The organism is Sphingomonas gellani (assembly GCF_900110035.1).
Classification (GTDB): domain Bacteria; phylum Pseudomonadota; class Alphaproteobacteria; order Sphingomonadales; family Sphingomonadaceae; genus Sphingomonas; species Sphingomonas gellani.
In genome coordinates, this window is record NZ_FOCF01000002.1 from 270,943 (window position 1) to 295,853 (window position 24,911).

The following is a 24,911-nucleotide window of genomic DNA, read 5'->3' on the forward strand; positions in this document are numbered from 1 at the left end:
GCGTCCACCGGCTACATAATCACCGCGCGCGTCGTCGTCGCTACAGGCGCCGTCCTGATCGGCCATCGGGGTCGAGGCGGTCGCGCGAGCAGGAAGGCTGGAGGTTTGAACGCGATGTCACAGGGATCACAGACCGTAGCCGGTCGATGTCACTGCGGCACCGTGCGCTTCGAAGCGGTGTTGAGCGACGGATTGGCGACCGCCCGCCGCTGCACCTGTTCCTACTGCCGGATGCGTGGTGCTGTTGTCGTATCAGCAGTGATGCATGGGGTGACCATCCTGGAGGGAGCCGACTCCCTTACCAGCTATCGGTTCAACACGCGGGTCGCCGAACACTTCTTCTGCTCGCGCTGCGGCATCTACACGCATCATCAGCGCCGATCGAATCCGAACGAGTACGGCGTCAATGTCGCGTGCCTCGAGGGGGTCAGCCCCTTCGACTTCGCCGAGGTTCTGGTGGTGGATGGTGTTCATCATCCCAGCGACACAGGCGGTCGGTCGCGGCAGATCGGCACGCTCCGATTCGTGAAGCTTGACGAAGAGAAGACCTGACGCGCGTCCGCTCTCGGGCGCCGGCGAGCGTGCGTTCGATGATCCTTCTCGGTTTTCAACACTGTCAGCCCGCCGGGCAGGCGCGCGGCCGGTGCCACCAGGGAGCGCATCCCCGCGAAGACATCGCTCACTTCTTCTTCCTATACCCCGCAGGCCGCAGCAGCGGGAGGAAGAGCGTGTCGACCCAGCCCTCCTGCAACGCGAGGAGCGGGGCCTGGAAGTTCATGACGACATGGTAGCGGAACAGGTCACGCAACAATGTCGCCACGAGGGTCGACAGGCATGCCGGGTCGCTCTCGCCCCGCTTCATCGTGTCAAAGAAGACCTGCGGATGCAGGCACGGTCCCGCAACCCGTCTCTGACAGGCTCGACGTCGGGGCAATTTCCGTAAAGGGATGCGGCATGTTCGGCCTGTTCGCATCGCTCGCCTTCGTCCTGATCTGGTCGACCGGCTTCATCGTGGCGCGGGCGGCTGCGCCGCATGCCGCACCGGAACTGGTGCTGGCGACGCGCCTGACGATCTCGACGCTGGTGCTGGCGGGAGCGGCCGGCATGGCGCGGCAACGTTGGCCGCGGGGGCGGCAGCTTCGGCTGCACCTGATGGCGGGCGCGATGCTTCACGGCCTGTACCTGACGATCAGCTGGTGGGCGGTGAGCCGGGGCATGCCGGCCGGAATCATGGCGCTGCTGGGTGCGACCCAGCCCCTGATGGTCGCGTTGACGAGCGTCCTGCTGCTGGGGAATCGACTTCCACGTCGCGCCTGGATCGGTCTTGCCATCGCAATCGCCGGGGTCACCTGCGTGCTGCTGCCGGCGATCGCGCGCGCAGGCGTGGGAGGCATACCGGTCGTTCCCGCCGTGGCCGGCCTGATCGCGATCATCGCCATGACCGGCGGCACGCTGATTCAGCGCGGCGCGCTGTCGGGGGACCCGATCCTCGTATCGGGCGCCGTCCAGAACCTGGGTGGCGCGCTGGTCGCGGTTGCCGCGGCCCTGGTCGTCGGCGAGTGGCGTTGGGATGGCCACCCTGTCCTGTGGCTGAGCCTCGGCTGGTCGGTGGCGGGCCTGTCGGTCGGTGGTCTCAGCCTGCTCGTCTGGCTGGTGCGTCATCAAGGGCCGACGCGCATGTCGATGCTGTTGCTTCTGGTGCCGCCACTCGCCGCCGTGGAGGCGTGGGCCCTGTTCGGCGAGCGGCTGGGTGTGCTCCAGTTGATCGGCTTTGGACTGGCCCTTGGCGGTGTGTTGCTCGGGCAATCGCGGCCGAAACGATCAAGCGCGTCAGCCGAGCAGGCCTGAACCCTCCGACGTTGCGTCTTGAGAACAGCGCGGGATGGCAAAGCCACCATCGGATCACGCCCGGCGCGACATCGTTCACCCGCTTGCCGCGCACGCACCAGGGCGTCGTTCAGCGCCGCGCCTCGCTCCATAGCCAATCGTGGAACAGGCGCGCCGCACGCGTCGGCGGGGCGGGTGCCTGGAGCAGGAAGAAGCTGCGTGCCGAACGAAGCCGGCACGATGTCAGGGCCATCAGCCGGTTCTCCTCCAACAGGCGGGAGACCAGCGGCTCGATGCCGATCGCGACAGCTGCCCCGCTTACCGTGCCCTCGTAGAGCAGGAAATGACCAACGCGACCGCGCCATCGACCCGCCCGGAAGGCCTCGCGACCATGCCCGGTCCCATCCCCTTTGCGAAACAACCATCGGAGGCGCGTCACGATGGGGCCATCGTCACCGGCAAAAATCGCGAGGACGGGCGCGAGGCCTTCTATATCCATATAGAGGCCAAGCCCGGCAGGGGGGACGGAATCGTGCAGATGCTCCGGGACATCTACGGCTGTGTGCTCGACGAACCGGCTACTGGCCCCTGGTTGGGGGTGCGCTACTCGGAACGGGTGTTCGGCATCTTTGAGTCATTTCCCAACATCGCGGGGCGTCATGCGCATGTCGCGGGTGGGGGAGGCGATATCTTCCGCGACAACGCCCGCATGAACGATATCCTCTTGCAGCCCGCGCACGTGTATCGCTTGGACGTCCTGCTGAACAAGGCTGACATCGGCAAGTAATATGGCTCGTCCGACCATCACGGCCCGACGGCGCACTGTCGCTTCCGCCGATCTCAGATGAACGTCGGGAAGTCCGCACGGGCGGCAAGTTCGCGGATGCGGGGCCAGGGAAGCTTGCGGCGTACGGCCTCACACGACACGTACAGTTCGGCCTGCTGGTCTTCTGGTTGCCGCAACGCCAGGGCCACCATTTCCGCAAGATCGCCGCGCCCGATCTCGGTCGCGCGATAGGCAACGAAGCCGTGACGGCGGCAGAGGCGGGCAGGGGCCCGCCAGTTTACGTCAGATTGCAAATTCCGCTCCTCGTGATCCCGACGAGCGGAATGAGGGAGCCAAACAGCCGGACAGCCCGTCCGATCCGCACATTTTACGGCTGTACCGGATTGGGACAGTCGGTGCCCTGCCACGGCATGCGAGGTCATGTCGCTCGCAGACAGTATAGTCCGAAATAGTCCTCCGCCAGTTCCGTTATCGCCGGCCTTACCTGCTCTGGTTCGTGCACCATCTGCTCGGCTCGCTAACGTTTTCGATGGCGCAGAGCGGCCGCATCGACCGGCTGTCCAACGGCGCCTGCACCTCGACGGACATGGGCGCGGTGTTGCGGACCAGCGTGCGCATCTTCGCCTGCGGCTTCAAGGGGTTGCAGGATCGCTGACCCCCGCCGGGTCAAGGCACGCCGTGGGGCTGCTCGTCCGGCTAAGTCTCAAAAATCCGCGGCAACGCCTATCCTCACCGCGCGAGGGCGGACGGGCGTGTAGGCCGGCCGGGTCGCGATGGCGAACGGGTTTCCGCTGGCGAAGCGGTCGCCCCGGACATCCAGCAGGTTGTCCAGGCTCAACGTCCACCGGAATTGGTCCTGCCGCCACTCGGCATGCGCGTCGGCGATGGCAAAGCCACCCTGTCGCAGGTCGAATGGCGCGACCGATCCGACCACGGAATGCCCCACATAGCGGCCATCCAATCCGATCGACGCGGAGGCAACCGCGGTCGGACGCCATGCATATTCCACGCTGCCGGACGCGGACACATGCGGCGTGTTCGGCACCCGGTCGGTGCGCAGCTGCATGATCCGCCTGGACCGTGCCTCCAGCGGGGTATCGGCGATGAAAGCCGCCGCCGCCAGCGTCAGCCCCGCCAACGGAATCCAGCTTCCTGTCGCTTCCAGCCCGACCACCCGGCTGTTGCCGATGTTGGTGGTGAACGGGAAACCCGACGGGTCGATCAGGTCGGCCTGCACGTCACGCCAGTCGGCCCGCGATACACCGATGCTGCCGGCGAGCCCCAGCGGTCCCTGCCGCTCGTGCCGGACACCCGCCTCCGCCACATGGATGGTGTCGGGTGCGAGATTCGCGACGCGGCCGACGCCCGGCGCGACGGTGATCCCCCCAGTCCGAAATCCCGACTGATAGCGCGCGTAAAGGGCGGTGCCGGGCGCGACCAGCCACGATAGGCCGGCCGTCGGATCGAGCCGGGTCACGCTGACCCCGCGGATGAAGTTGCGGGCCCGCTTGCCCGCGATCGGCTCCCCGTCGGATCGCTGGTGGGTCAGCCGCTCGCCCAGCGTCACCGCCAGCTTGGGGGTGAGGGCGATACCGACCTGCCCGAACAGGGCGGCATCGGTCGTGCGGTTGGCCGTACCGACGATTTCGCGCTGGCGATCGATCGGACCCAGCCGCCGGCCGTAAAGGTCGATCGCGCGCACCATGGCGACGCCCACCAGCCAACCCGCATCATTGTCGCCCTTGCGCGACAGACGGAATTCCTGGGAGAACAGCCGGCTGCGCTCGTCGGTGTCATAGGCGACGGGAACGGTGCGCTGGCGGGTCGCGTCGAACCGGCTTTCCGCGTGACGCCGGGCATAGCCGGTCGCGGAGACGAAGGTCAGCCCGCTTGCCCAACGCTGTTCCACCGATATCTGGGCCAGGCCGTAATCCTGCCGGAACGGCTGTGCCAGCGCAGCGGAGCGGGCCAGGTCGCGCAGCCCGCGTTCGGCATATTGCAGGTCGTCCGCCATGACCCGCTGACCGATCAGGCCCAGATCGATCGTCACCTCCGATGCCGGCCTCGCCCGCAATGTCAGCCGGCCGCCGGTGGTGCGCACGTCGTTGACGTTGCGCCGGTCCCGGCCGAGATCGTCGATATAGCCACCCTCGTTGCGCCGATATCCCACCGCGCGAAGCCCCAGGCTGTCCGTCGCCAGGGGCAGATTGAGCATCGCGGCGACATCGCCGCCGGCCGAGGCGCCGCGCGTCAGGGTGATGCCGCTCGCCACCTGGCCGAATGGCGATGACAGATCGGGCGCGCGCGGCGCGATCCGGATGACGCCGCCGATCGCACCGGCGCCGTACAGCGTGCCCTGTGGACCCTCCAGCACCTCCACCCGGTCGACGTCGTACAGGTTCAGCCCCGGATCGGCCCCGGTATAGGCCACCGGCACGTCGCCCCAATATACCGCCGCCGTCGACTGGGTCGGCCCGCTGAAGCTGCTGTCTGCCACACCCCGGATGAACAGCTTGTTCCGCCCCGCGCCCAGGGCGGTTTCCTGCAGGATCGGCGTCGTGGCCGCGGCCTCGCTCAGTCCGCCGGCCGCGTCATGCCCGAACGCGTCGCCCGCCCCGGCTCGCATCACCGTGATCGCGCCGGGAAGGCGCAGGGCACCGACACCCGTCTTCGCCGCGGTCACGATCACGTCCGGCGGAAGCGGTGCGTCTGCGGCAGGCTTAACGGCGGGCGGCGTGGGCGGCACCGTGCGTCTCGGCATCGGCTTGGCGCGCGCCATCGTGCGGTGCAGGCGATAGGTCGTGGCGTCGATGCGTTCGGCCCGGAATGGCGTCCCCTGCAGCAACATCGCCAGCGCGCGCGATGCGGTCAGGTGGCCGCGCACGCCCTGCACATGGATCGCCGCCAGTCCGGGTTCCGTGCTGCCGATGTCGATCCGCGCCTGCTCCGCCAGGCTGGCGAGCGCCCGGTCGAGCGGCCCCGCCGCCACCGCCACCGGCACGTTCGCCTCCCGCGACAACGCCGGCGTGGGGGCGGCGGCGATCAGCAGGACGGCGGGCAGGCTCAGTCGGCGGTCAGCGCGTGACATGGTTCCGCGGTGTCAGTGTCCAGCGCCGACCAACCCGGCTCCAGCCGGTATCCACTAGCCGCGCCAGACGCGGCACGGTGCTTTCGCTGCCACCCGCCAGGGACAGCGACCCCGTGAACAGTGTCTTGGCCAGCGCCGCGTCGATCGTCACCTCCGTGCCCAGATTGCGCGCCAGTGCGGCGGCGACCATCGGCAGCGGCGTCGCGCTGAACGCCAGGCGATTGCGGCGCCAGCCCCCCACGTCGGCCGCCGGGACGCGCGTCAGGCGCGGCCGTCCCGCCGCGTCCGCGATCGACAGCGCGTCGCCTGCCGTCAGCGTCAGCCGCTCCCGATCCGGGCGGAACAGCACCGCACCCTCCGCGACCTGCACCGATACTCCGCGCCCTTCGCTGGTCACGTTGAACACGGTTCCGACGTCCTGCAATCGCACGCCGCCCGATCGCACCTCGAACGGTTTCGCGGCGTCGTGAACGACCGTGAACACCGCCTCGCCCTTCTCCAGCGTGACCAGGCGAGGGCTGGCGCGGTCGATCGACAGCCGCGTGCCACCATTCATCGCGACCACGCTGCCGTCCTCCAGCCGTGCGCTGCGCCGCACGCCCGGTGCGGTTTCCAGCAGGATTGGGGCGACCGGGTTGGAGGAGCCATCCGGCCAGAGCGGGAGCGCAAGGGCGGCGGCGACAGCGAACCCGGCCGCGGTCGCGCCCCAGCGCCAACGACCCCACCATCGATCGGCGGACGCGTTGACCTGGGGGGAGGGGGCGGGCGCCCATTCCGCCGGCCGCAGCGCATCGGTCAGCAGCGCGTCGTCCGCAGCGATCCGATCATACGCGGCCGCATGATCCGGCGATGCCTCCAGCCAGGCCACGAACGCGTTCCATTCGTCGGGGCGGGCATCGGGCAGGCGGAGGTGCCAGGCGATCGCCTCATCCATCGACCTGCCTCCCTCACCCGACATCGCGACCATCCTCCTTCTTCGACAGACGGCGCGGCGGGCGAGGATCCCCACCCCCCGTGGCCGCGAGGTGCAGCCGCCGATAGGCGTCGTGGAGCAGTTGCTCCACCCGGCTGACGCTGATCCCCATGCGCTCGGCCACCTGCTTCTGCGGCAGTTCCTCGAAGCGATAGAGCCGGAACGCGGTCGACACCCGCGGGGGCATGGTGGTCAGCGCACTCTCCACCTCGGCCAGCCGCTCTCTCGCCAGCATCGCACGCTCCATGCCGGGATGCGCCTGCGCGTCCGGCTGGGCGCCCGCCCAATCCGCCTCGCGCGCTTCGCGCCGGGTCGCGCTGCGGCGGCGGTCGGTGGCGAGGTTCGCGGCCATGCGGAACAGGTAACCGACCGGCTCCGCCACAGGGCCAGCGGCATGGTCGAGCTTCAGCCACAGCTCCTGCAACACCTCCTCCGCCTCGTCGGCGCTGCCGGTGCGGGCGATCAACAACCGTCGGAACTGCGTCCGCTCGGCCAGGAAGATCGCGCGCAGCCCGCCCTGGGTCATTGCCGGTCGCTCGCCTCCTCGTCGGCGGCGTCGCGGCGGAACAGCATCGCCAGCACGATCAGTCCGACCCACCCCTGCGCGAGGGCATGCCACCCCGCGCCGTCCGCACCGGTCGTCCACAACAGCAGCGGCAGCAATGGATACATGAGGAGATTGGTCGCCAATCCCACCGCCATTGATCGCTGCGGCCGGCCGAGCGCGGTCAGCCCCGCCGCCAGCGGCGCGCTCGCCAGACCCGCCGCGCGCGCCGCCGCGATCAGGATCAGGAGTAGGGTGCCGCCGGCAAAGGACGACCCGCCGATCAGCACCATCAGCCGTTCGCCGCCGAACGCCAGCGCCAGCACGATCGGCGCCGCGACCAGCAGCGCCAGCGCGGTGCTGCGCGACACGGTGCGCTTGAACAGGCCGATCTCCCGCCGCGCGACCTGTTCGGTCAGTACCGAATAGCTGGCGTGGCTGAGCAGTACCGTCGGCTGGGCGAGCAGGGATGTCGCGCGCTGCGCCAATGCCAACAGGCCCGCCGCCGGTGGTCCGAGCAGCCAGCCGACCGTCAACGGGGCAAGGTTGGGCGCCAGTTCGCGGATCGTGATGTCGGCGTTGGTGACCAGGATGAAGCGCAGGAACCCTTCGCCCTGGGGCTCGCGCCAGGGGCCGCGTACCCGCTCTCCTTCGGCCAGCTGCCGCCACGCGGGCAGGGCGAGCAACCACATCGCCGCGCCCTCCGCGATCGCGGAGGCCAGCCACACCGCGATAAAGCCGTAAAGCCCACCGCCCGTCACCCACACACCCGTCGCGCCGATCAGCCGCACCAGCGGCGACACCGCCTGGTGCAGCCCCAGCAGGTCGAAACGCCCGGCGATCTGCAAGACGCCCTGCGGCGTCGCCCGCACGGTTCCGACAACCGCCAGCGCATAGATGGTCGCGAGCGCGATCGTGCGTGGCGACCAGCCGAGATGCGGTCCGACCACCGGCGCCAGGATCGCCGCGACTAGGACGGCGACCACGCCGCAGCCGACCTCGATCACCGCCATGAAGCGCACCAGCCGTGCAAAGCCCGCCCGATCGCCGGCCTCCAGCGCGATGGCACCGTATCGCACCACGCCATGAAAGCCGGAGAACGCGACAACGCTGCCGATCAGGACGGCATAGGCGTTGACCAGCACCAGCACGCCGTAGTCGGTCACCCCCAGCCTGCGCGTCGCCAGCACCAGATAGATCAGGCTGATGAGCCCGGCCGCCGCCTTTCCACCCAGCAGCTTCGCCAGATTGGCGAGCACCCGGCGCAGCCCTGATACCGCTCCCCCATCGGCGGTGGCGATATGCGGGGCAGGCGACATGGGTGGTGCTGTAGATCGGCCGGCCACGCCGGGCGACAGGAAATGTTCCCCTTTTTTGCGCAGGCGCCGAGAATTATCTGGGGATCGTCAAAGTCGGCGTCGTCTAGCGAACATGAAGATCGGTTTTCTGTTCAACCACGATCAGGTCCATCAGGTCGCGCACGCACTGCCGGTCGCGCTTGCGATGGCGCGCGGCTATCCGCAGGCGCAGGTGGTCGTGGCGACGACCAATGCCACGCTGACGGCGGAAGTGCGCCGGCTCTGCGCGCGTCTGGGCGTCGATGTGGAGCTGGTCCAGCTGGGCCTTACCCGTCCGTCCACCCGCGTCGCGGCCCGCGCGCTGGAATGGGCGGTGCCGGTGACGAAGATCGGGGTGTACCGGGACAACCTGCCTTTCTTCCGGTCGCTGGATGCGCTGGTGGTGGCGGAAAAGACGTCGCTGTTGCTGAAGACCCGCTACGGTTTGAAGGACCTGCGCATCATCCACACCCGGCACGGCGCGGGCGACCGGGCGATCGGGTTCAACCGGCAGAGCGCGCTGTTCGATCACGTGCTGGTGTCCGGCGCGAAGGTTCGCGAGCGCCTGATCCGCGAGGCGGGTGTCGCGCCGGAGCGTACCAGCCTGGTCGGATATCCCAAGTTCGACCTGATGCCCGATCCCGCGCCGCGCCTGCCGTTCCAGGCGAACGGCAAGCCGACGGTGCTCTACAACCCGCACCCATCGCCGCATCTGTCGTCCTGGTACGAGCAGGGGCGGGCGGTGCTGGAGCATTTCCTGTACGACGACCGCTACAACCTGATCTTCGCCCCGCATGTCATGCTGTTCCATCGCAAGTTCGTGATGACGATCGACAAGCTGCGGTTCGATCGCGCCGGGACCATCGACCAGCGTTTCTACGATGCGCCCAACATCCATATCGATCTGGGCAGTTCCGCGTCGACGGACATGACCTACACCGCCGCCGCCGACATCTATCTGGGCGATGTCAGCAGCCAGGTGTACGAGTTCCTCCACCGCCCGCGCCCCTGTCTGTTCCTCGATGCCCACGCGACCGCCTGGCAGGGCGACGCGAACTATGCGCATTGGCAGGCGGGGGAGGTGATCGGGTCCGCCGCCGATCTGGGCGCGGCGCTGGACCGCGCAGTGGCGACGCATGATCGGTATCGGCCGGTCCAGCGCGCCCTGTTCGCACGCAGCTTCGAATTGACGGCGGAGCCATCGGCGGTGCGCGCGGCGCGGGCGGTTATCAGCGTGCTCGGCGGCTCTGCCCAGGCCGCGCCGATCGGACCCGACGTCCAGCCGGAGGCGGCGGAGGGCCTGCGCGTCGCCTGACGTGGGCTTGCACGCGGTGCGATGCTGGTCAAAGGCCGGCGGCCCGACCCGGACGATCGAAGGCTGAACCCATGGGACTGCGCAAGGACATATGGCGGCCCGCCATCGTGCCGGTCGACGCCGCCGAGCTGTGGCGGCGCGGGACGCTGGACGGCCTGCCGCTGACCTGGTTGCCGCCGATGGGCAGTTTCCAGTTCCTGGCGGACCCGTTCGGCCTGTGGCGAGACGGACGATTGTACCTGTTCGTCGAAACCTACGACTATCGGGTCCGGGTCGGCGCGATCGAGGTGCTGGTCTACGCCGCCGACATGTCCCTGATCGACCGCCGTCCCGCGCTGGCGGAGCCGTGGCACCTGTCCTACCCCTATGTGTTCGAGGGGGAGGGGGAGACGTGGATGCTGCCGGAGGCGCACCGCTCCAACCGGCTGACACTGTACCGCGCCGCGCGCTTCCCCGATCGGTGGGAGCCGGCGCACGTCATCGCGCTGGATCATGTCGCGGTGGATGCGACGCCACTGTTCCATGACGGGCGATGGTGGCTGTTCTACACCTCGGCCGATCGCGAGGCGGACAAGATGAGCGCGCTTCACGTCGCCTATGCCGACCGGCTGGCGGGGCCGTGGAGCCCGCATCCGATGAACCCGGTGCGCATCGATGTCGCGAGCGCCCGGCCGGGGGGCACGCCGGTCGTGGTGGAGGGTCGCATCGTGCTGCCCGTGCAGGATTGCAGCCGCACCTATGGTGGCGCCATCCGGCCGCTGACGATCACGACGCTGACCACCACCGACTTCGCCGCCGGCGTCGGCGCGCCCCTGACGCCGCCGGCCAGCGCGTCACCTTATGTGGAGGGGCTGCACACGCTGGCGGCGGCGGGGCCGGTGACCCTGGTCGACATGAAGCGCACCGAATTGTCGCCGCACGGCCTGTTCATCGAGGCGCGACGCGAACTCGGCAAGCTGGTCCGTTCACTGCGCGCGTAACCGATGGAGGATCGCCCGGCCCGCCGCGACGAAGCGCTCCGGCCCGAACCGATCCAGAACGCGCGCGCGGCCACGCTGCCCCATGCCGGCCAGCCGATCGGGTTGACTGAGCAACTTCCTCAACGCATCCGCCAGCGCCGCCGGATCGCCGGGCGGCACGAGCAGACCGGTGTCGCCCTGTACCACGGTGCCCGGCAGCTCGCCGACGGCCGAGGCGATGATCGGCGACCCTGCCTGCATCGCCTCGTGCGCGGCGATGCACAGCCCCTCCGACCGGGACGGTTGCACGTACAGGTGCAATCCGGCGAGGAAGTCGGCGGGGCGCGGTGCATAGCCGGGGAAGCGCAGGGTGGTGACACCAAGCGCCGCTGCGCGTTGCTCCAGCATGTCGCGGGCAGCGCCGTCTCCGGCGACGATCACCTCGAATGCGGGCACTTGCGCCGGGTCGATCATCGCCAGCGCCTCGACCAGCACGTCATAGCCCTTGACCGGGTGCAGCCGCCCCAGGCTGCCGATCCGGATCGGCTCGCCCGGCTGCCATGGCCGGCCCTGTGGCGCATCCGGGTTGGCGCGGAAGATCGACCATTGGGTCAGTCGTGCGGCAGGCACCTTCAACCGTTCTGCCGTCAATCTGGTGACCGCAGGCGAGTCGCCCACCCACAGGCAGGACAAGCGCTGCGTCGCGCGCAACAGCCGGCGATTGGCGGGCTTCAGGAAGGCGGCGTGCTGCCAGCTGACCACCGGCCACCCGCGCCGCAGGCCGACCAGTTGCCCCAGCAGCGTCGCCCGGCTGAGCGAGGTCCAGACATGCGTCGGCCGCCATGCGGTGAGCGTCCGGTCGAGCCAGCGCAGCGCCGCGAGGTGATCGGTGGTGCCGCCGTCGCGCACGGTCACGTCGATGCCGGCCGCCAGCATCGCCGCCTCTCCGCGTCGATCGCGCGGCGTCAGGGCGAACACCGCCACCTCCGCACCGCCGTCGCGCAACACGGACAGTACCGCCGGCACCGGCGAGGCAGCGCCGCCGCCCTCCAACGAGTTGATCACATAGGCGATGCGCAGGGGCCGGCTCACCGCGCCACCGCCTCGAACACCGCGCGATAGGCGGGCGCCACCTGTTCGATACGATGATGCGCGACCAGCGAGGCGAGGGCATCCGGGGACGGCGGCGGAGCACCAAGCAGGCGCTCGATCGCCGCGGCCATGGCTGCCTCATCGTCGATCGGCACCACCGCGCCGGCACCGGGCGCGCGCAACAGGTCCGTGGCGGGCGTGCAGTCTGTCGCCACCACCCGACGGCCCGCCGCCAGCGCCTCCACCAGCACCGCCGGATAGCCCTCGAACTGCGAGCTCAGCACGAACAGCCGCGCCGCATCCAGCCACGGCCGGACGTCGGGCGCGTATCCCGGCAGATCGACCCGATCGCTCAGACCCAGCGCGCGTACCTGGCGTTCCAACGCCTGGCGTTCCGGTCCTTCACCGACGATCGTCAATTTGGCGTCGCGCTGCGCAATCCGCGCGAAGGCGGCGATCAGCGTCGCGAAGCCCTTTTCCGGCACCAGTCGACCCGCCGCCAGTACGACCGGCGGCGTATCCGGCGCGACCGGGCGGGGCGGGGCGTCGGCATCGGACAGCGCCGGCAGCGGGATGGCATGGCTCGTGCCACGCCCGATCGCGCGCTCCACCTGACCGCGCGCGCGTCCGGTCAGTGTGACCACCGCGTCCGCCCGGCCCAGCAGGCGGCGCATGCGCGCGTCGAACAGCGATTGCCGCAACCGGCCCCGCTGCGGCTTGTCGAGGGCCGCGCTTACCTGGGCGACCACGGGCACGCCCTGCCGCGACAACTCCGGGATCAGCGGCCAGTGGAAGTTGCCGGGGACGAAGGCGACGTCGAACCTCGCCGCCTGTCCCCACCGCCTGAGCGCGGCAGCGAGCACCCGGCGGGAGGCGGGCCCGCGCGCGACGGGCGGATCGGCCACGACAACCTTCACGGACTGATCGAGCATGGCGCGCAGCGGACCTGCTTTGGATCCACAGAAGATCGTCACCGTCGCGCCGTCCGTCGCCCACCGATTTGCCAGCCGCACGGCAATCCGCTCGGTGCCGCCCAACGCGAAATCATGCAGCACGACCAGAATGGCGAGGGGCGTCGCCGGTGTTGAAGTGCCGTGATCCAGACGAATGCTCCCATGACGCCGATGTCGAGAAGGCGGCCAGCGCGTGTCGCTGAGGCAACCGCCAGTTCCGTCGCCGTCCTGCCCCGGCCGCGCGCCGTTTGCGAGCGGAAACGAACGGGTCGACCGGGGGTCGGTCTCCGGCTTCACATGGCGCAGGACTGTATAACGATAAGTGGCTTGTGTGACATTTCTGCTGATTGACGGTCCCTGTCCGGTTGATCCTGTCCGTTGTCATGAGCCGATCTCAACGGGGCGGCTGGAACAGGGGGAGTTTTCCATGATGCGTCCGTTCGACGGTGCGGCGTGCGCGTAATCTCTTGCTTGGGACTTCTGCGCTGATCGCGTTCCCGGCGATGATGCCTGCCGCTGCCTTTGCGCAGGAAGCCGTCAGCGATGTTCACCGTCTGGAGTAGTGACGGAACCGCAATTGGTGATTTCCCAGCCCGGAACGCCGGGCAGCGCGGTCGATCCGGTCAACATCACGGGCGTCGGCCAGATGGTCATCGACCTGAAAACGCCGAACGGCAGTATCGGCCTGTGCACCGGTACGCTGATCAACCCGCGCACGGTCATCTTCGCGGCGCACTGTGTCAACGAAAGCCCGACGGGCGCGACGATGAACCCGTGGAACTACGGCACGGGCCAAGGCCCGTTGCCGATCGGGTTCGGGTTCGAGGCCAACAACAATACGGGCATCGCAAACTGGTATTACGCCGGTGCCAATCAGTACCGTAACAACAAGGCGAACGTCTTCTATAACGTCGGCCAGGTCACCTATAACCCGGACTCGCTGGGATCGTTCGGCGCGAACTTCGTCGGTGGCATCGGCCCCAGCGCGCTGTTCGCTCTGCCCGACCAGGACAAGAACTGGGGCGAGGCGAGCCTGGGCCTGTCGGTCGACACCGGGCGCGTGACCCTGTCGGCCAGCGCGGACACCACCTTCGCGCGCGACGACGTCCGCAACCAGGCGTATCGCGGTTCGGTCAAGATGCGCTTCTGATCGCAGCAGATCGGCACCCTTGGGCAGTCAGCCGCCCCAGGGTCCGCGCCGGGAGACGACAGAGGGGGCGTGGCGGATCCGCTGCGCCCCTTGTCGTGTCAGCGGTGCAGGGGCGGAGCGCCCTGCCGCTAACCGACCGTTAGCATTCGGGGGCGTATTCCCCGGCGCATGGTCATGTCCCTTCATCAGCTCGACGATTCCGAACGCGCCGGTGTCGCCGCGCTCGAAGGTTATGGCATCCTCGACACGCCGAACGAGCCCGAGTTCGACGAGATCGTCCGAGAGGCGGCGGCGATCTTCCACACCCCGATCGCGCTGATCTCTTTGCTCGACGAGAACCGGCAGTGGTTCAAGGCGAAGGTCGGCATGGAGGCATCGGAAACGCCGCGTTCCATCTCCTTCTGCACCCACGCCATCCGGGGGCACGGCGTGTTCTCCGTCCCCGACACCACGCGGGACGAGCGCTTCGCGTCCAATCCGCTGGTCACCGAGGATCCGGGCATCCGTTCCTATGCGGGCGCGCCGCTGAAGACGGTGGACGGCATTCGCATGGGTACGCTGTGCGTCCTGGACACCGAGCCGGGCCGCGTCCTGACGACCGAGGAACAGGCGTTGCTGCACGAGCTGGCCGACCGGGTGGTGCTGGCCATGGAGCATCGCCGCGCGACCATGACGGCCGGAAACGCCTGACCGGGGTCCCACCGCCCCCGCTCCGGCCGGGGCGGTGGCGGACCAGCCAGGCGCTGCTCCGCCGCCAGGATCAGCCCGGCGAAGCTGCGGACCCCGCGAGCAGGCCGCCGTCCACCGTCACCTCCGTCCCCGTCAGGTACGCCGCCTCGTCGCTCGCCAGCATGGCGGCGACCGCCGCGACCTCCTCCGGCAGGCCGAAGCGGCGCAGTGGGGTGTCCGCGACCAGCGCCGCCATGCGCGCCTCCCGATCGTCGCCGGTGCCCAGCATCGGCTCCCACATCGGCGTCAGGATCGCCGCCGGATGGATCGAGTTGCAACGGATCGTCCAGCCCTGTTGCGCGCAATACAGCGCCACCGTCTTGCTGTGGTTGCGGATCGCCGCCTTCGACGAGGCATAGGCCGCCGCCGCGGGGATGCCAACCATGCCCGACCGCGACGAGATGTTGATGATCGACCCGCTGCCCCGCGCCTTCATCGCCGCGATCGCGTAGCGACAGCCAAGGAACGTGCCGTCCAGATTGACGCGGTGCACGTCGCGCCAGTCGGCCAGGCTGGCATGTTCCGGATCATGGGCGACGGGTCCTTGTTCGAACCCGGTGATACCGGCGTTGTTGACGACCACGTCGGCGGCCGGAACGACCTCGGCCAGTCGCGCCCAGTCCGCTTCCTCGGCCACGTCCAATGGTTCGAAGCGGCACCCGATCGCGGCGGCCGCGGCGGTACCTGCACGTGTGTCGATGTCGGTGAGGACGACAGTGCCGCTCTCTTCGTGAAAGCGGGCGGCGATGGCGCGGCCGATGCCGCGCGCTGCGCCGGTCACGACGCACGTCTTGTTGTTCAGTCTTTGCATGATGATCCCGGATCAGGTCTAATCAGCGGATGGCTCCGCAACCGGATGTGCCGCCTCAGCGGTGACGCTGGATCATCTCGAAAACTCCCTGGCTCCCGGCGACGCTAGCCGCGTACCATGCCGGGGGCAAGCCGCTGGCATCATGCGCGACCGCCGTGCCGTACTTACGCGGTCAGCCGGTCGATCTCGGCCAGCACACGTCGCGGATCGAAGGGTTTGGCAAAGAAGATGGTATGCTCGGGCAACTCGGCCGCGCTGGGACGGATCGCGCCCGACGCGACGACCAGCAGGGTCGGCGGATAGCGGTCGCGGATGTAATGCGCCAGTTTCAGCCCATCCATCGATCCGGGCATCTGGACGTCGGTCAGCACCACCTGGATCGACGGGTTCTTTTCCAGAATGGCGATCGCCTCGTCGGCGTGCTGGGCCTCGAAGACCTGGAACCCCTCATCCTCGAAGAAGTCGGCCAGATCGATCCGGATCATCGGCTCGTCGTCCACCAGCAGGATGGATCGGGCGATATGGGTCAACTCGTCGGTCATCTCACACTCTTTGTCTTTGGCCTCTGCATGTCGGACCCGGGTATCGAGCCCGCATGGTACCCGACGCTTGGTGGCCGACCCTGTTCCGTCGAGGGAGCCGACCGCCCCGGATCGGGACGCCCCGACCAGGATCGTCAGCGATCGTCACGCATCGGACCGTCGCATCTGAACGAGGCTCGCGCGACTTGGGTCCGGTTTCGGCGGCCATTGTAGTTTCACGAGGGTAGGGGCGCTCACGCCGGGATCGCGCCAATTCGTCCGCGAATTGATGCGACGTGGCCTGCTCGATCGTGCTAGGCATGGCCCATCGCCGGCTATGTGATCAGCAAGCGCCAGCGGCTGAGAGACTTCGCGCTCCCGCTTGTCCGGACGGAGCCGATCCATGGCACTCTACCCGTTATACCGCGACCATCGTGTCCGGGTGCTTGCGCATCGCGGCGCGATCATCCCTGGCGTTTGCTGAACCATGCGTATTCTGCTCCGCCTGGTTCGGCGCTGGTACTGGCATCGCCAGTCGAAGGGGGAACGGTGGCAATGAGCATGATCCGCCGCCCGGACGATCCCGCCTATCACGCCCTCATTCGCGGGTTGTTTACGGTGCAGCGCCGGATCGCGCCCCTTTGGGCCGTGGAGGCCGACCGATTGTCCCATCGGCAGCGTATTCTGCGGGACCGCGTCACCGCGAATTGCCTGCGCGAACTGGACGTGTTGCTGGCGCATTGGGTGAACCGCGACGCCCCGTCGGTGGAACCGCCATCGGATGAGGCCGAGGCATCGCAGTGGATGGGGAACGACGGCATGGAGCCGGGCAGTGAGCGGACCCGTCCCATGCGTTACGATCCTGCCGCGATGACTGCGATCACCGCATCCTACTGGTTGGCGGCTCATGCCTCGTCCGCGTTGCACGGTTGCGAACTGCTCTCCTGATCCCCATCTGGAATAGGCTTTAGTCGCAAATCGACGGTTTTTCGGCGCTTTGCGGGCCCTTTTTCCTTCTTTCCCTGCTGCCACGGCAGCGGGCGTCCCGCCACCGGAGCGCCCTCCCATGAGGGAACAAGCATGAGCATCACCGGCACCGTCAAATTCTTCAATGCCGACAAGGGCTATGGCTTCATCACGCCGGACACGGGCGGCACCGACGCATTCGTGCACATCAGCGCGGTGGAGCGCGGCGGGATGATCTCGCTGCAGCAGGACCAGCGCGTGTCGTACGAACTGGAGCAGGATCGTCGCGGCAAGATGGCGGCGGTCAACCTTCAGCCGGCGGAATGATGCGGGTGGCGCGGGGGACCGGGGCCGCCGCGCCCGAACCCTGCCCGTGATCCAGTAGCGGAAGAGGAAGCGAACCATGCGCGACAGCGACAATTACTCCAGCCAAGCGGCACGCTGCCGGCGCGAGGCGGATGAGGCGATCCTGGACAACGTCCGCGAACGCGCTCTCCGATCGGAGGCGGCATGGTCGGCGCTGGCCGACCGCAGTCGAAAGGCGGAAACGTCGCGCGACGCTCGGCAGGCCCGCGAGCTGGCCGACATCGCGCCCTCCGTCTTCGATCCAGCGCGGCCTTCCGACTGAGCCCCATCCGGTCCAGCAATGCTTTAACATGGATCGATTGCGCGTCCCTTGCGCTAAGCCTGTTCCTTGAACGGCCGCAGATCCGGCCGCCAACTGCCGAAAGGACAGGCGCGATATGGAAGCAGCGGACGTCTTCACCACGCTCTCGGTCGAGTTGAAGCCCGACCCCTCCCGCACCGTGGTGCGCCCGTTCGGCTTTGCCTATCCCTCCGCCTTCTCAGACGGTCGCCCGACACGGTCGCAGGCCGTGGTGTCGCGGCTTCTCGCCCTGACGCCGGAGATGCGCGATCGCATGCTCCGCCTGCTGTCCAACGCAATGGAAAAGCGGCATCGCAACGTCGACAAGGCGTTCCTGCGCCGGTTCGAGGAGGTGAAGGCGGAGATCGGGGACGAGCCCATCACGCGGGAATGCGACCGCCTGCTGATCGGCGCCTATTTCAGTCAGGAATATGCCTTTGAAAGCGCGGCCCTGTTCAATCCGAGCATCGTGCGCATCCCCGACCAGGAGGACGTGCCCGACGACAAGGTGCGCTTCATCCTGTCGCTGCGCGGCATCGGGGAGGGGCATATCTCCTCCGTCACCTTCCGCACCGGCACATGGGACGGCGACCATGGCCTGACCATCGATCCAGCCAGCCCGCAGGGTGTCCCGCCCCGCATCGACAGCGATGACGAGGGCTGGGTAAAGATGCGGGCGGAGGACAGCGAGGAATTGTCCGAAACGGTGATCTTCCCGATCCTGCCCAGCCAGCGGCAGGGCGTGGAGGATCTGCGTCTGGTGAACTTCACCGATCATGACGGCGTCGAGAGCGTGATCGGCACCTACACGGCATTCGATGGCCGTGACGCCCGCCAGGAACTGCTGCGCGGCATCGATCTGCGCACGTACGAGATGCGCGCGCTGGGCGGGGCGATGGCCGGGTACAAGGGGATGGCGTTGTTTCCCCGCCGTGTCGACGGTCGCTTCGTGATGCTGGGGCGGCAGGACAACGAGAATATCTGGCTGCTCCGCTCCGACGATCTGTACACCTGGGAAACCGGGGAGCGGATCATGGCGCCCGAATACCCCTGGGAATTCGTGCAGATCGGCAATTGCGGCTCTCCGATCGAGATCGACGAGGGGTGGCTGGTGTTCACGCACGGCGTCGGCATGGTGCGCGGCTATTGCGTCGGCGCGTGCCTGCTGGACAAGGATGACCCGTCAAAGGTGCTGGCCCGCACGCCGTCGCCCCTGTTGTTCCCCAGCGCCGAACAGCGCGGCGGCTATGTGCCCAACGTCACCTACAGCTGCGGCGCGCTGCTGCTCGGTCGCAAGATCCTGCTGCCTTATGCCATCGGCGACGAATACACCGCCTTCGCGGTCGGCAGCGTGGACGACCTGCTGAGCGTCATGGAGCGGAAGTGACAGGGGCTGACCTGCTCCCGATCAGGGAGGCAGGAGGCGTCATGGTAACCGGATGTTGACCATATTCGACGATGGTCACGACAGGGGTCATTGAGGGGTCGGAGAATCGTGCAGCGATCGATGGGAGCCATGGCGACAACACCGGGCGACAATATCGGGCGGGCGCTGCGCATCGGGTTTCCCAGCAAAATAGACGGCACGTTCTACAGCCTGCTCGCGATCCTGGACAAGGATCAGCGCGCTGCGGCCGTTCCCTGTTCATGCGGCCGGCCGGCCTCTCCGGCGCCTTCGGCATGGTTGGGCTGAGCGGGCGAGATGCGCCTGCCGTCGATCGCCGCCCTGTTGTAACCTTTCGCCCGCCTCAGGCGAAATCGGCGGCGACGACCGCCTCGATCTGACGCTCTATGCCACGGGTCAGGGCAGGGGGCACGGTGACGCGGAAGCCGCGCTCGATCAGCCCGCGCGCTGCCCAGCGCACGCAGAAATCGGCCGCCACCCCGATCAGCGTCACCGTCTCCACCCCCGACGCGCGCAACTGCGCGAAGAATGCGTCCCGCAGCGCGGCCGGCGCGGCGGGGTTGCGCATATCGTCGATCGTCACGCCCGGTTCCGCCCACATGTCGAACACGTTCTTCTCCAGCCGGAAAAGAGGGATCGCCGGGTCGATCGCATCGGGGTCGAGCATGCCGCGCCATCCGGCTGTGTCGCGCACGCAGTGGATCGGGAACTGCAACGCCTCGGCCGACAAGGGGTAGGTGTCGGCGTCATGGGTGTCGAAGGTGAACAGTACGCCCGCCGTGTCATCGGGACGCAGGGCAGCGATCCAGTCCTGCATCGGCCCGAAGAGTGCCTCTGCCCCCGCGACCGGCAGGGCACCGTCCGCCAGCAGGAAATCGGCCTGTGCGTCAACGACGATCACGAAGCTTTTCATCATCGGCCTCCCTGTACGTGCTTCCGCTTAGTCGCGTTGCAAATATAAGTAAAATGCATATGGTGCATAAGGTGCCGGTCGCCAAATCCTCGCAGTCGAAAAGTTTCGATCCGTCGGGTTACGACCGTCCGTCCGTGACCGTCGATCTGGTGCTCATGAGCGTGGTCGATGGCGCGCCCGCCGCCTTGCTCATGCGCCGCGACAATGCTGGCGGGGCGGATCGCTGGGCACTCCCCGTCGGCTTCGTGGGCATGGGCGAGAGCCTGGACGCAGCGGCGCGCCGCGTGCTGACCGAAAAGGCCAGGATGCACGGTGCCTATGTCGAACAGCTTTATACGTTCGGCGATCCGGGTCGCGATCCACGCGCCAGGATCATCAGCGTCGCCTATTTCGCGCTGTTGCCGTGCGAGCGGTTCGCGCGGGCGGTGGATGGCGTGGACGGGCTGGCGCTCGCACCCATCGTGGCGCCCGATGGCGGCGGCGCGGCGGTGGCGCTGTCGGCGGCGGGCGAGCCGTTGCCGCTCGCCTTCGACCATGGCGACATGCTCGCGCTTGCGGTGAAGCGGCTGCGCGGGCGGCTCGACTATTCGCCCATCGCCCTTGCGCTGTTGCCCGAGCGGTTCACCCTGCGCGCGTTGCAGGAGGTGCATGAGGCGGTTCTGGGGCGATCGCTCAACAAGGCCGCGTTTCGGCGCCGCATGCTCGACACCGGCTGGCTGGACGCCACTGGCGAGCGGGAGGCGGGCACCTCCTATCGCCCGCCCGAACTGTACCGTGCGCGCGCGGCGGATCGCACGACGACCGGCCCGGCCGGCCCCTCTTTTCCTTCGTGACAGGATGAACGACGTGGCGCTGACAGACATCGCGACCCGCACCTACGACCATGGCTGGCGGCTCGATCCCATCGTGCGCAGCCTGCTCGATACCGATTTCTACAAGCTGCTGATGCTGCAGATGATCCGGCACGTGCACCCCGACGTGCAGGCGACATTCTCCCTCATCAACCGCAGCACGCAGGTGCGGTTGGCCGACGAGATCGACGAGGGTGAATTGCGGGCGCAGCTGGATCATGCCCGCGACGTGCGGTTCAGCAAGAAGGAGCTGATCTGGCTGGCGGGCAACAGCTTCTATGGCGAGGCGCGCATGTTCGCGCCCGACTTCATCGCCTGGCTGGCCGACTTCCGCCTGCCCGAATACGAGTTGCACAAGGAGGACGGGCAGTATCGCCTGACCTTTGCCGGACCCTGGACCCACACCACCATGTGGGAAATCCCGGCCCTGTCGATCATCAACGAGCTGCGCGCACGCAGCGCGATGAAGGATCACGGCCGTTTCGCGCTGGACGTGCTGTACGCGCGCGCAAAGGCGAAGCTGTGGGCCAAGGTGGAGCAACTGCGCACGCTGCCCGATCTGGTTCTGTCCGACTTCAGCACGCGCCGGCGGCACGGTTTCCTGTGGCAGCGCTGGTGCGTGGAGGCGCTGAAGGAAGGGTTAGGCGACCGGTTCAAGGGGACGTCGAACGTCCTGCTCGCGATGGACGCCGACCTGGAGGCGATCGGCACCAACGCGCACGAACTGCCCATGGTGCTGGCGGCGCTGGCCGAGACCGACGAGGGCGTGCGGCAGGCGCCATACCGGGTGCTGGAGGAATGGCGGCGGCATTATCGCGGCAACCTGCTGGTCGTCCTCCCCGACGCCTTCGGCACAGCCGCGTTCCTGCGCGATGCGCCGGACTGGGTGGCGGACTGGACCGGGTTCCGTCCGGACAGCGCGCCACCGATCGCCGGCGGCGAGCAGGTGATCCGCTGGTGGCAGCAGCATGGCCGCGACCCGAAGGAGAAGCTGCTGATCTTCTCCGACGGGATGGACGTCGATTCGATCATGGAGACGTATGGCCATTTCCACGGCCGCGTCCGGACCAGCTTCGGCTGGGGCACCAACCTGACCAACGACTTCCGTGGCTGCGACCCCGATGGCGGCACCGCGCTGGAGCCGATCTCGCTGGTGGCGAAGGTGACCAGTGCCAACGGCCGCCCCGCCGTGAAACTGTCCGACAATCCCGCCAAGGCGACCGGCGACCCGGCCGAGGTCGCGCGCTATCTGCGACTGTTCGGGGAGGAAGGCCGCGCGGCGCAGCGGGTCGAGGTCTAGCGGACGAGCGCTGGAAACGGCCCGACGGTCATGCCGACGGGCCGGTTTCGCGTCACCCGCGCGCACTCGTTCAGGCGGGCACTTCGTCGATGCTTCGCTGAGTCGCCGGCTCGACGCCGTTCTCATGCTGCCGGAACGCTGCCAGCGCGCGGTACACCTGAAGGCGGGCACGCATCACGCTGCCCAACGGCTGATGCGCGGCCAGGCTGTGCGCGGGACGGAACGTCATGCGATCGTCGAAGAAGCCCTGTCGCGCCGCGCTGTACGCTTCCTGTGCGGGCAGGCGAAGCGTGGCGATCGTGCGATACGGGCTTTCGTCGGCGGACCATTCGACCGACGCGTCCTCGATCGGCTGCGTGTCCGCATTCGTCCACAGCTGCGCGCGCAGTTCGTACACCACGTCGTGGTCGCGAAAGAACGCGGTGGCGGCGTGACGGAAACCGTCCTCGTCCTCATGCGGATCGAGGCGCCAGTCCTTCAGCCCAGCCTGCGCCGGTGAAGCCGGAAAGGCGCCCAGCTTGGCCACGTACTCGCCGAAGCGGATCGGCGCCTGGCTGAAATACGCCTCGACCAGCGGGTGGCTGAAGGGGTGGCCGAAAAAGTCGGCCTTGGGGCTTTCCGTGCCCAGCGCATGAAGCAGGCGGTTGAAGTTGCGCGCGCCGGCCGACACCGCGCTCTTCACCACTTCCGGCAGGCCAGCCGATTTCCCGATCACGCTGCCGTCGCGCAGGAAACCCTCCGCCGTGCCCGATGGAAAGGTCGTGCCGCTGGCGAGCACGAAGTCCTGCGTGTCGGCGTCGTGCCCGGCCAGCTTCTCGCCTGCCACGTCATAGACCTTGATCGCCATGCCGCGATGCGTCGACACGCGGTCGCCCAGCGTCTCGCCCGGTCCCTGGGCGAAGCGGACGGCGACGGGGTAGGTGCCGGGCGACGCGAACAGGCCCTGCGCCAGTTCCTGCGGCAGGTCGGCGGCCACCTCCAGCGTGCCGACCGCCAGTGCGCTGGACTTGGCGTGGCTGGCGCGCACGGCATGATGCTCGCGCTTCTCCACGGTTTCGCTCTGCTGCGTCATGCCGCGGATGATGCCGTCGATCGTCTCCTGCTCCTTCGGGGCGGGCTGTTCGATCTCGGGTCGGTAGCGAAGATAGGACATGGGAACCCCTTTCTCGGGAAATCAGGGCCGGGTGCCGGCAAGGAACTGGACGAGCAGGTCCGCGACCTTCTCGGGCGCCTCACGCTGCGGGAAATGGCCGACGCCGGGCAGGCCAACCATCTCGAACGGCCCGTCGAACTTGGCGGGGACGGCGGCGAAGCTGTCCTGCGTCGTCACGCCGTCCTCGTCGCCCTTGATGAACAGCGTCGGCAGCGACAGCCTGGTCGTCGCCTTGACCTTGGTTTCCAGCCACTCGCTGCGGGGATCCGGCGCGGCATTCTCCCAGCGCGAGCGATAGCTGTGCAGGGTGATGTCGACCCAATCGGGATTGTCGAACGATCGTGCGACCGTCCGGAACGTCGCCTCGTCGAACCAGCCGGCGGGTGCCCAGTTCACCCAATGGATGTGCGCAAAGCCGTGCGGATCGGCCCGTACGGCCTGCGCGCCCCGGTCCGTCGCCATGAACCAATGGTACCAATAGCGTTGCGCCTGCTCGAACGGCGGCGTCTTCATGCCGCCCAGGCGCGGCGGCGTCGCGAGCAGGGTCATGCGCTCGATCCGATCGGGCCAGCCGACCGCCAGTGCCTCCGCGATGTTGGACCCCCAGTCGTGCCCGACCACCGCCAGCCGCTCGATCCCGAGCGTGTCGAGCAGCGCCATCATGTCGGTGGCGTGGACCGCCGGATTAGCGACGCGCGGCGCGTCCGGGTTCAGCCGGGATTCGCCGAATCCCCGCAAGGTCGGCACGATCACGCGGTGGCCGGCATCGGCAAGGGTCGGTGCGACATCGTCCCAGGTGGACGCATCGTCGGGCCAGCCATGCAGCAGCAACACGGCGTTTTCCGACGCCGCACCAAATTCCTCGTAATGGAGCGCAAGATCCGGTGTCTGGACCGTCGGCATGGCGGTGCAACCTCTTGGAAAACAGTGGGGATACGAAGAACCTGTCGGCCGCGTCGGTGTTCCGGCAGCCGCGACCGGCCGCGTCGAATCACCCTCTGGCCGGGCCGAAATCCATGTTGCGGGGGCTGGTGTGCGAGGCAGCAGCAGCGACCTCGTGCAATCCGTTGCGAAGCTTGTTACGGTGGCGGTCGCATTCGCGGTCGTTCGGCTGTGCGCTCATGGGCGCGGCGGAACAAACACGGGTGCGGATGATTACCGACCTCCAATGACGGTCACCGCGTTTCAATGTTCCACAACGGGGAATGAAAAATGAAGAAGATTTCTGTTCTCGGCGCCGCGATCGGCCTGATGGCTCTGTCGGCTTGCAATTCCAGCCCGCGTGAGCAGGCCGCCGACAACATCGAAGCGAACGCGGACAGCGTCGCCGACAACCTCGAGGACGCCGCTGACAACGCCAGCACGACCGCCGCTAAGGACAGCCTGAACAACGAGGCAGACGCCGTCCGCAACGAGGGCGACCTGAAGGCGAAGGACATGCGCACCAACGATCCCGACACGAACCTGTCGAACGGTCTGTAAGACCGACGGATCGGCCGCGCCGACCCCAGGGTCGCGCGTTCGCAAGAGGGGGCGTCCGCTTCGATGCGGGCGCCCCTTTCTTATGCCTTGACCGGCTTCACGATCTCGT

30 protein-coding genes are annotated in these 24,911 nt (G+C 68.0%); 16 read left to right on the forward strand and 14 right to left on the reverse strand.

The window, feature by feature from the left end; all coding sequences use genetic code 11:
• Window positions 1–114 precede the first annotated feature (114 nt).
• Complete coding sequence (locus tag BMX37_RS05495) at window positions 115–552, forward strand: GFA family protein (RefSeq protein WP_093664479.1); 438 nt, start codon at window positions 115–117, stop codon at window positions 550–552.
• A 127-nt stretch (window positions 553–679) separates the two neighbouring features.
• On the opposite strand, the gene BMX37_RS05500 is transcribed toward BMX37_RS05495, so the two are convergent.
• A complete protein-coding gene (locus tag BMX37_RS05500; RefSeq protein ID WP_093664480.1) occupies window positions 680–862 on the reverse strand; it encodes a hypothetical protein in 183 nt (60 codons plus the stop codon).
• 92 nt (window positions 863–954) lie between these two features.
• Here BMX37_RS05500 and BMX37_RS05505 point away from each other — a divergent pair, with 92 nt between their 5' ends.
• On the forward strand, window positions 955–1,848 hold the full coding sequence (locus BMX37_RS05505; RefSeq protein WP_093664481.1) for a DMT family transporter: 894 nt from the start codon (window positions 955–957) through the stop codon (window positions 1,846–1,848).
• Between the two features lie 109 nt (window positions 1,849–1,957).
• On the opposite strand, the gene BMX37_RS19295 is transcribed toward BMX37_RS05505, so the two are convergent.
• On the reverse strand, window positions 1,958–2,080 hold the full coding sequence (locus BMX37_RS19295) for a hypothetical protein (protein ID WP_280139222.1): 123 nt from the start codon (window positions 2,078–2,080) through the stop codon (window positions 1,958–1,960).
• 90 nt (window positions 2,081–2,170) lie between these two features.
• Between BMX37_RS19295 and BMX37_RS05510 the strand changes: the two genes are divergently transcribed.
• On the forward strand, window positions 2,171–2,614 hold the full coding sequence (locus BMX37_RS05510) for a hypothetical protein (RefSeq protein ID WP_212611398.1): 444 nt from the start codon (window positions 2,171–2,173) through the stop codon (window positions 2,612–2,614).
• Window positions 2,615–2,667: 53 nt separating this feature from the next.
• Here BMX37_RS05510 and BMX37_RS18445 read toward each other — a convergent pair whose 3' ends face one another.
• The gene (locus BMX37_RS18445; protein ID WP_139198026.1) at window positions 2,668–2,907 is read right to left on the reverse strand and encodes a hypothetical protein; all 240 of its coding nucleotides are present in this window, start codon (window positions 2,905–2,907) and stop codon (window positions 2,668–2,670) included.
• 191 nt (window positions 2,908–3,098) lie between these two features.
• On the opposite strand from BMX37_RS18445, the gene BMX37_RS18725 reads away from it, so the two are divergent.
• A complete protein-coding gene (locus tag BMX37_RS18725; protein ID WP_280139230.1) occupies window positions 3,099–3,269 on the forward strand; it encodes a hypothetical protein in 171 nt (56 codons plus the stop codon).
• Window positions 3,270–3,317: 48 nt separating this feature from the next.
• On the opposite strand, the gene BMX37_RS05515 is transcribed toward BMX37_RS18725, so the two are convergent.
• Genes BMX37_RS05515 through BMX37_RS05530 form a run of 4 tightly spaced genes read right to left on the reverse strand, consistent with a single transcriptional unit; the run spans window position 3,318 to window position 8,538 of the window.
• A complete protein-coding gene (locus BMX37_RS05515) occupies window positions 3,318–5,702 on the reverse strand; it encodes a TonB-dependent receptor (protein ID WP_093664482.1) in 2,385 nt (794 codons plus the stop codon).
• On the reverse strand, window positions 5,689–6,636 hold the full coding sequence (locus tag BMX37_RS05520) for a FecR family protein (protein WP_170841875.1): 948 nt from the start codon (window positions 6,634–6,636) through the stop codon (window positions 5,689–5,691). Before BMX37_RS05520 ends, BMX37_RS05515 begins: the two co-directional genes overlap by 14 nt.
• Before the next feature lie 13 nt (window positions 6,637–6,649).
• Window positions 6,650–7,201 (reverse strand): RNA polymerase sigma factor, encoded by a 552-nt coding sequence (locus tag BMX37_RS05525; protein WP_093664484.1) that lies wholly within the window; start codon window positions 7,199–7,201, stop codon window positions 6,650–6,652.
• Window positions 7,198–8,538, reverse strand: coding sequence for a lipopolysaccharide biosynthesis protein (locus BMX37_RS05530; protein ID WP_244501410.1), 1,341 nt, complete (start codon window positions 8,536–8,538; stop codon window positions 7,198–7,200). Before BMX37_RS05530 ends, BMX37_RS05525 begins: the two co-directional genes overlap by 4 nt.
• A gap of 112 nt (window positions 8,539–8,650) precedes the next feature.
• On the opposite strand from BMX37_RS05530, the gene BMX37_RS05535 reads away from it, so the two are divergent.
• The gene (locus BMX37_RS05535) at window positions 8,651–9,871 is read left to right on the forward strand and encodes a hypothetical protein (protein WP_244501411.1); all 1,221 of its coding nucleotides are present in this window, start codon (window positions 8,651–8,653) and stop codon (window positions 9,869–9,871) included.
• Window positions 9,872–9,942: 71 nt separating this feature from the next.
• Window positions 9,943–10,851, forward strand: coding sequence for a glucosamine inositolphosphorylceramide transferase family protein (locus tag BMX37_RS05540; protein WP_093664485.1), 909 nt, complete (start codon window positions 9,943–9,945; stop codon window positions 10,849–10,851).
• Here the strand turns inward: BMX37_RS05540 and BMX37_RS05545 are convergent.
• Window positions 10,837–11,922, reverse strand: a complete 1,086-nt coding sequence (locus BMX37_RS05545) for a glycosyltransferase family 4 protein (protein WP_244501412.1) — start codon at window positions 11,920–11,922, stop codon at window positions 10,837–10,839. The two genes, BMX37_RS05540 and BMX37_RS05545, sit on opposite strands and share 15 nt — an antisense overlap.
• Window positions 11,919–12,977: a glycosyltransferase gene (locus BMX37_RS05550; RefSeq protein WP_139198028.1), complete on the reverse strand. Its 1,059-nt coding sequence runs from the start codon at window positions 12,975–12,977 to the stop codon at window positions 11,919–11,921. Before BMX37_RS05550 ends, BMX37_RS05545 begins: the two co-directional genes overlap by 4 nt.
• 478 nt (window positions 12,978–13,455) lie before the next feature.
• Between BMX37_RS05550 and BMX37_RS18985 the strand changes: the two genes are divergently transcribed.
• Window positions 13,456–14,025 (forward strand): hypothetical protein, encoded by a 570-nt coding sequence (locus tag BMX37_RS18985; RefSeq protein WP_212611399.1) that lies wholly within the window; start codon window positions 13,456–13,458, stop codon window positions 14,023–14,025.
• Window positions 14,026–14,199: 174 nt separating this feature from the next.
• Window positions 14,200–14,715 carry a GAF domain-containing protein gene (locus tag BMX37_RS05560; RefSeq protein WP_093664806.1) on the forward strand — a complete coding sequence of 172 codons (516 nt, stop codon included), beginning with the start codon at window positions 14,200–14,202 and terminating at the stop codon, window positions 14,713–14,715.
• A gap of 70 nt (window positions 14,716–14,785) precedes the next feature.
• On the opposite strand, the gene BMX37_RS05565 is transcribed toward BMX37_RS05560, so the two are convergent.
• Window positions 14,786–15,565 (reverse strand): SDR family oxidoreductase, encoded by a 780-nt coding sequence (locus BMX37_RS05565; protein WP_093664488.1) that lies wholly within the window; start codon window positions 15,563–15,565, stop codon window positions 14,786–14,788.
• A gap of 164 nt (window positions 15,566–15,729) precedes the next feature.
• On the reverse strand, window positions 15,730–16,107 hold the full coding sequence (locus BMX37_RS05570; protein ID WP_093664489.1) for a response regulator: 378 nt from the start codon (window positions 16,105–16,107) through the stop codon (window positions 15,730–15,732).
• 534 nt (window positions 16,108–16,641) lie between these two features.
• Here BMX37_RS05570 and BMX37_RS05575 point away from each other — a divergent pair.
• From BMX37_RS05575 to BMX37_RS18730, 5 genes are all read left to right on the forward strand, one after another.
• The gene (locus BMX37_RS05575) at window positions 16,642–17,034 is read left to right on the forward strand and encodes a hypothetical protein (protein ID WP_093664490.1); all 393 of its coding nucleotides are present in this window, start codon (window positions 16,642–16,644) and stop codon (window positions 17,032–17,034) included.
• 132 nt (window positions 17,035–17,166) lie between these two features.
• The gene (locus tag BMX37_RS05580; RefSeq protein WP_093664491.1) at window positions 17,167–17,379 is read left to right on the forward strand and encodes a cold-shock protein; all 213 of its coding nucleotides are present in this window, start codon (window positions 17,167–17,169) and stop codon (window positions 17,377–17,379) included.
• Window positions 17,380–17,455: 76 nt separating this feature from the next.
• Window positions 17,456–17,680: a hypothetical protein gene (locus BMX37_RS05585; protein ID WP_093664492.1), complete on the forward strand. Its 225-nt coding sequence runs from the start codon at window positions 17,456–17,458 to the stop codon at window positions 17,678–17,680.
• A gap of 115 nt (window positions 17,681–17,795) precedes the next feature.
• A complete protein-coding gene (locus BMX37_RS05590; protein ID WP_093664493.1) occupies window positions 17,796–19,085 on the forward strand; it encodes a glycoside hydrolase family 130 protein in 1,290 nt (429 codons plus the stop codon).
• 129 nt (window positions 19,086–19,214) lie between these two features.
• On the forward strand, window positions 19,215–19,391 hold the full coding sequence (locus BMX37_RS18730) for a hypothetical protein (RefSeq protein WP_170841857.1): 177 nt from the start codon (window positions 19,215–19,217) through the stop codon (window positions 19,389–19,391).
• 55 nt (window positions 19,392–19,446) lie between these two features.
• Here the strand turns inward: BMX37_RS18730 and BMX37_RS05595 are convergent, their stop codons facing one another.
• Window positions 19,447–20,016, reverse strand: coding sequence for a cysteine hydrolase family protein (locus BMX37_RS05595; RefSeq protein WP_093664494.1), 570 nt, complete (start codon window positions 20,014–20,016; stop codon window positions 19,447–19,449).
• Between the two features lie 59 nt (window positions 20,017–20,075).
• Between BMX37_RS05595 and BMX37_RS05600 the strand changes: the two genes are divergently transcribed.
• Window positions 20,076–20,849 (forward strand): NUDIX hydrolase, encoded by a 774-nt coding sequence (locus BMX37_RS05600; RefSeq protein ID WP_093664495.1) that lies wholly within the window; start codon window positions 20,076–20,078, stop codon window positions 20,847–20,849.
• Window positions 20,850–20,862: 13 nt separating this feature from the next.
• Entirely contained in the window at window positions 20,863–22,167 is a 1,305-nt protein-coding gene (gene pncB, locus BMX37_RS05605) for a nicotinate phosphoribosyltransferase (protein ID WP_093664808.1), read from the forward strand.
• Between the two features lie 70 nt (window positions 22,168–22,237).
• Here the strand turns inward: pncB and BMX37_RS05610 are convergent, their stop codons facing one another.
• On the reverse strand, window positions 22,238–23,320 hold the full coding sequence (locus BMX37_RS05610) for a catalase family protein (RefSeq protein WP_093664496.1): 1,083 nt from the start codon (window positions 23,318–23,320) through the stop codon (window positions 22,238–22,240).
• A gap of 21 nt (window positions 23,321–23,341) precedes the next feature.
• Complete coding sequence (locus BMX37_RS05615) at window positions 23,342–24,223, reverse strand: alpha/beta fold hydrolase (RefSeq protein ID WP_093664497.1); 882 nt, start codon at window positions 24,221–24,223, stop codon at window positions 23,342–23,344.
• 309 nt (window positions 24,224–24,532) lie between these two features.
• Here BMX37_RS05615 and BMX37_RS05620 point away from each other — a divergent pair, with 309 nt between their 5' ends.
• On the forward strand, window positions 24,533–24,802 hold the full coding sequence (locus tag BMX37_RS05620) for a hypothetical protein (protein WP_093664498.1): 270 nt from the start codon (window positions 24,533–24,535) through the stop codon (window positions 24,800–24,802).
• Window positions 24,803–24,911 lie beyond the last annotated feature (109 nt).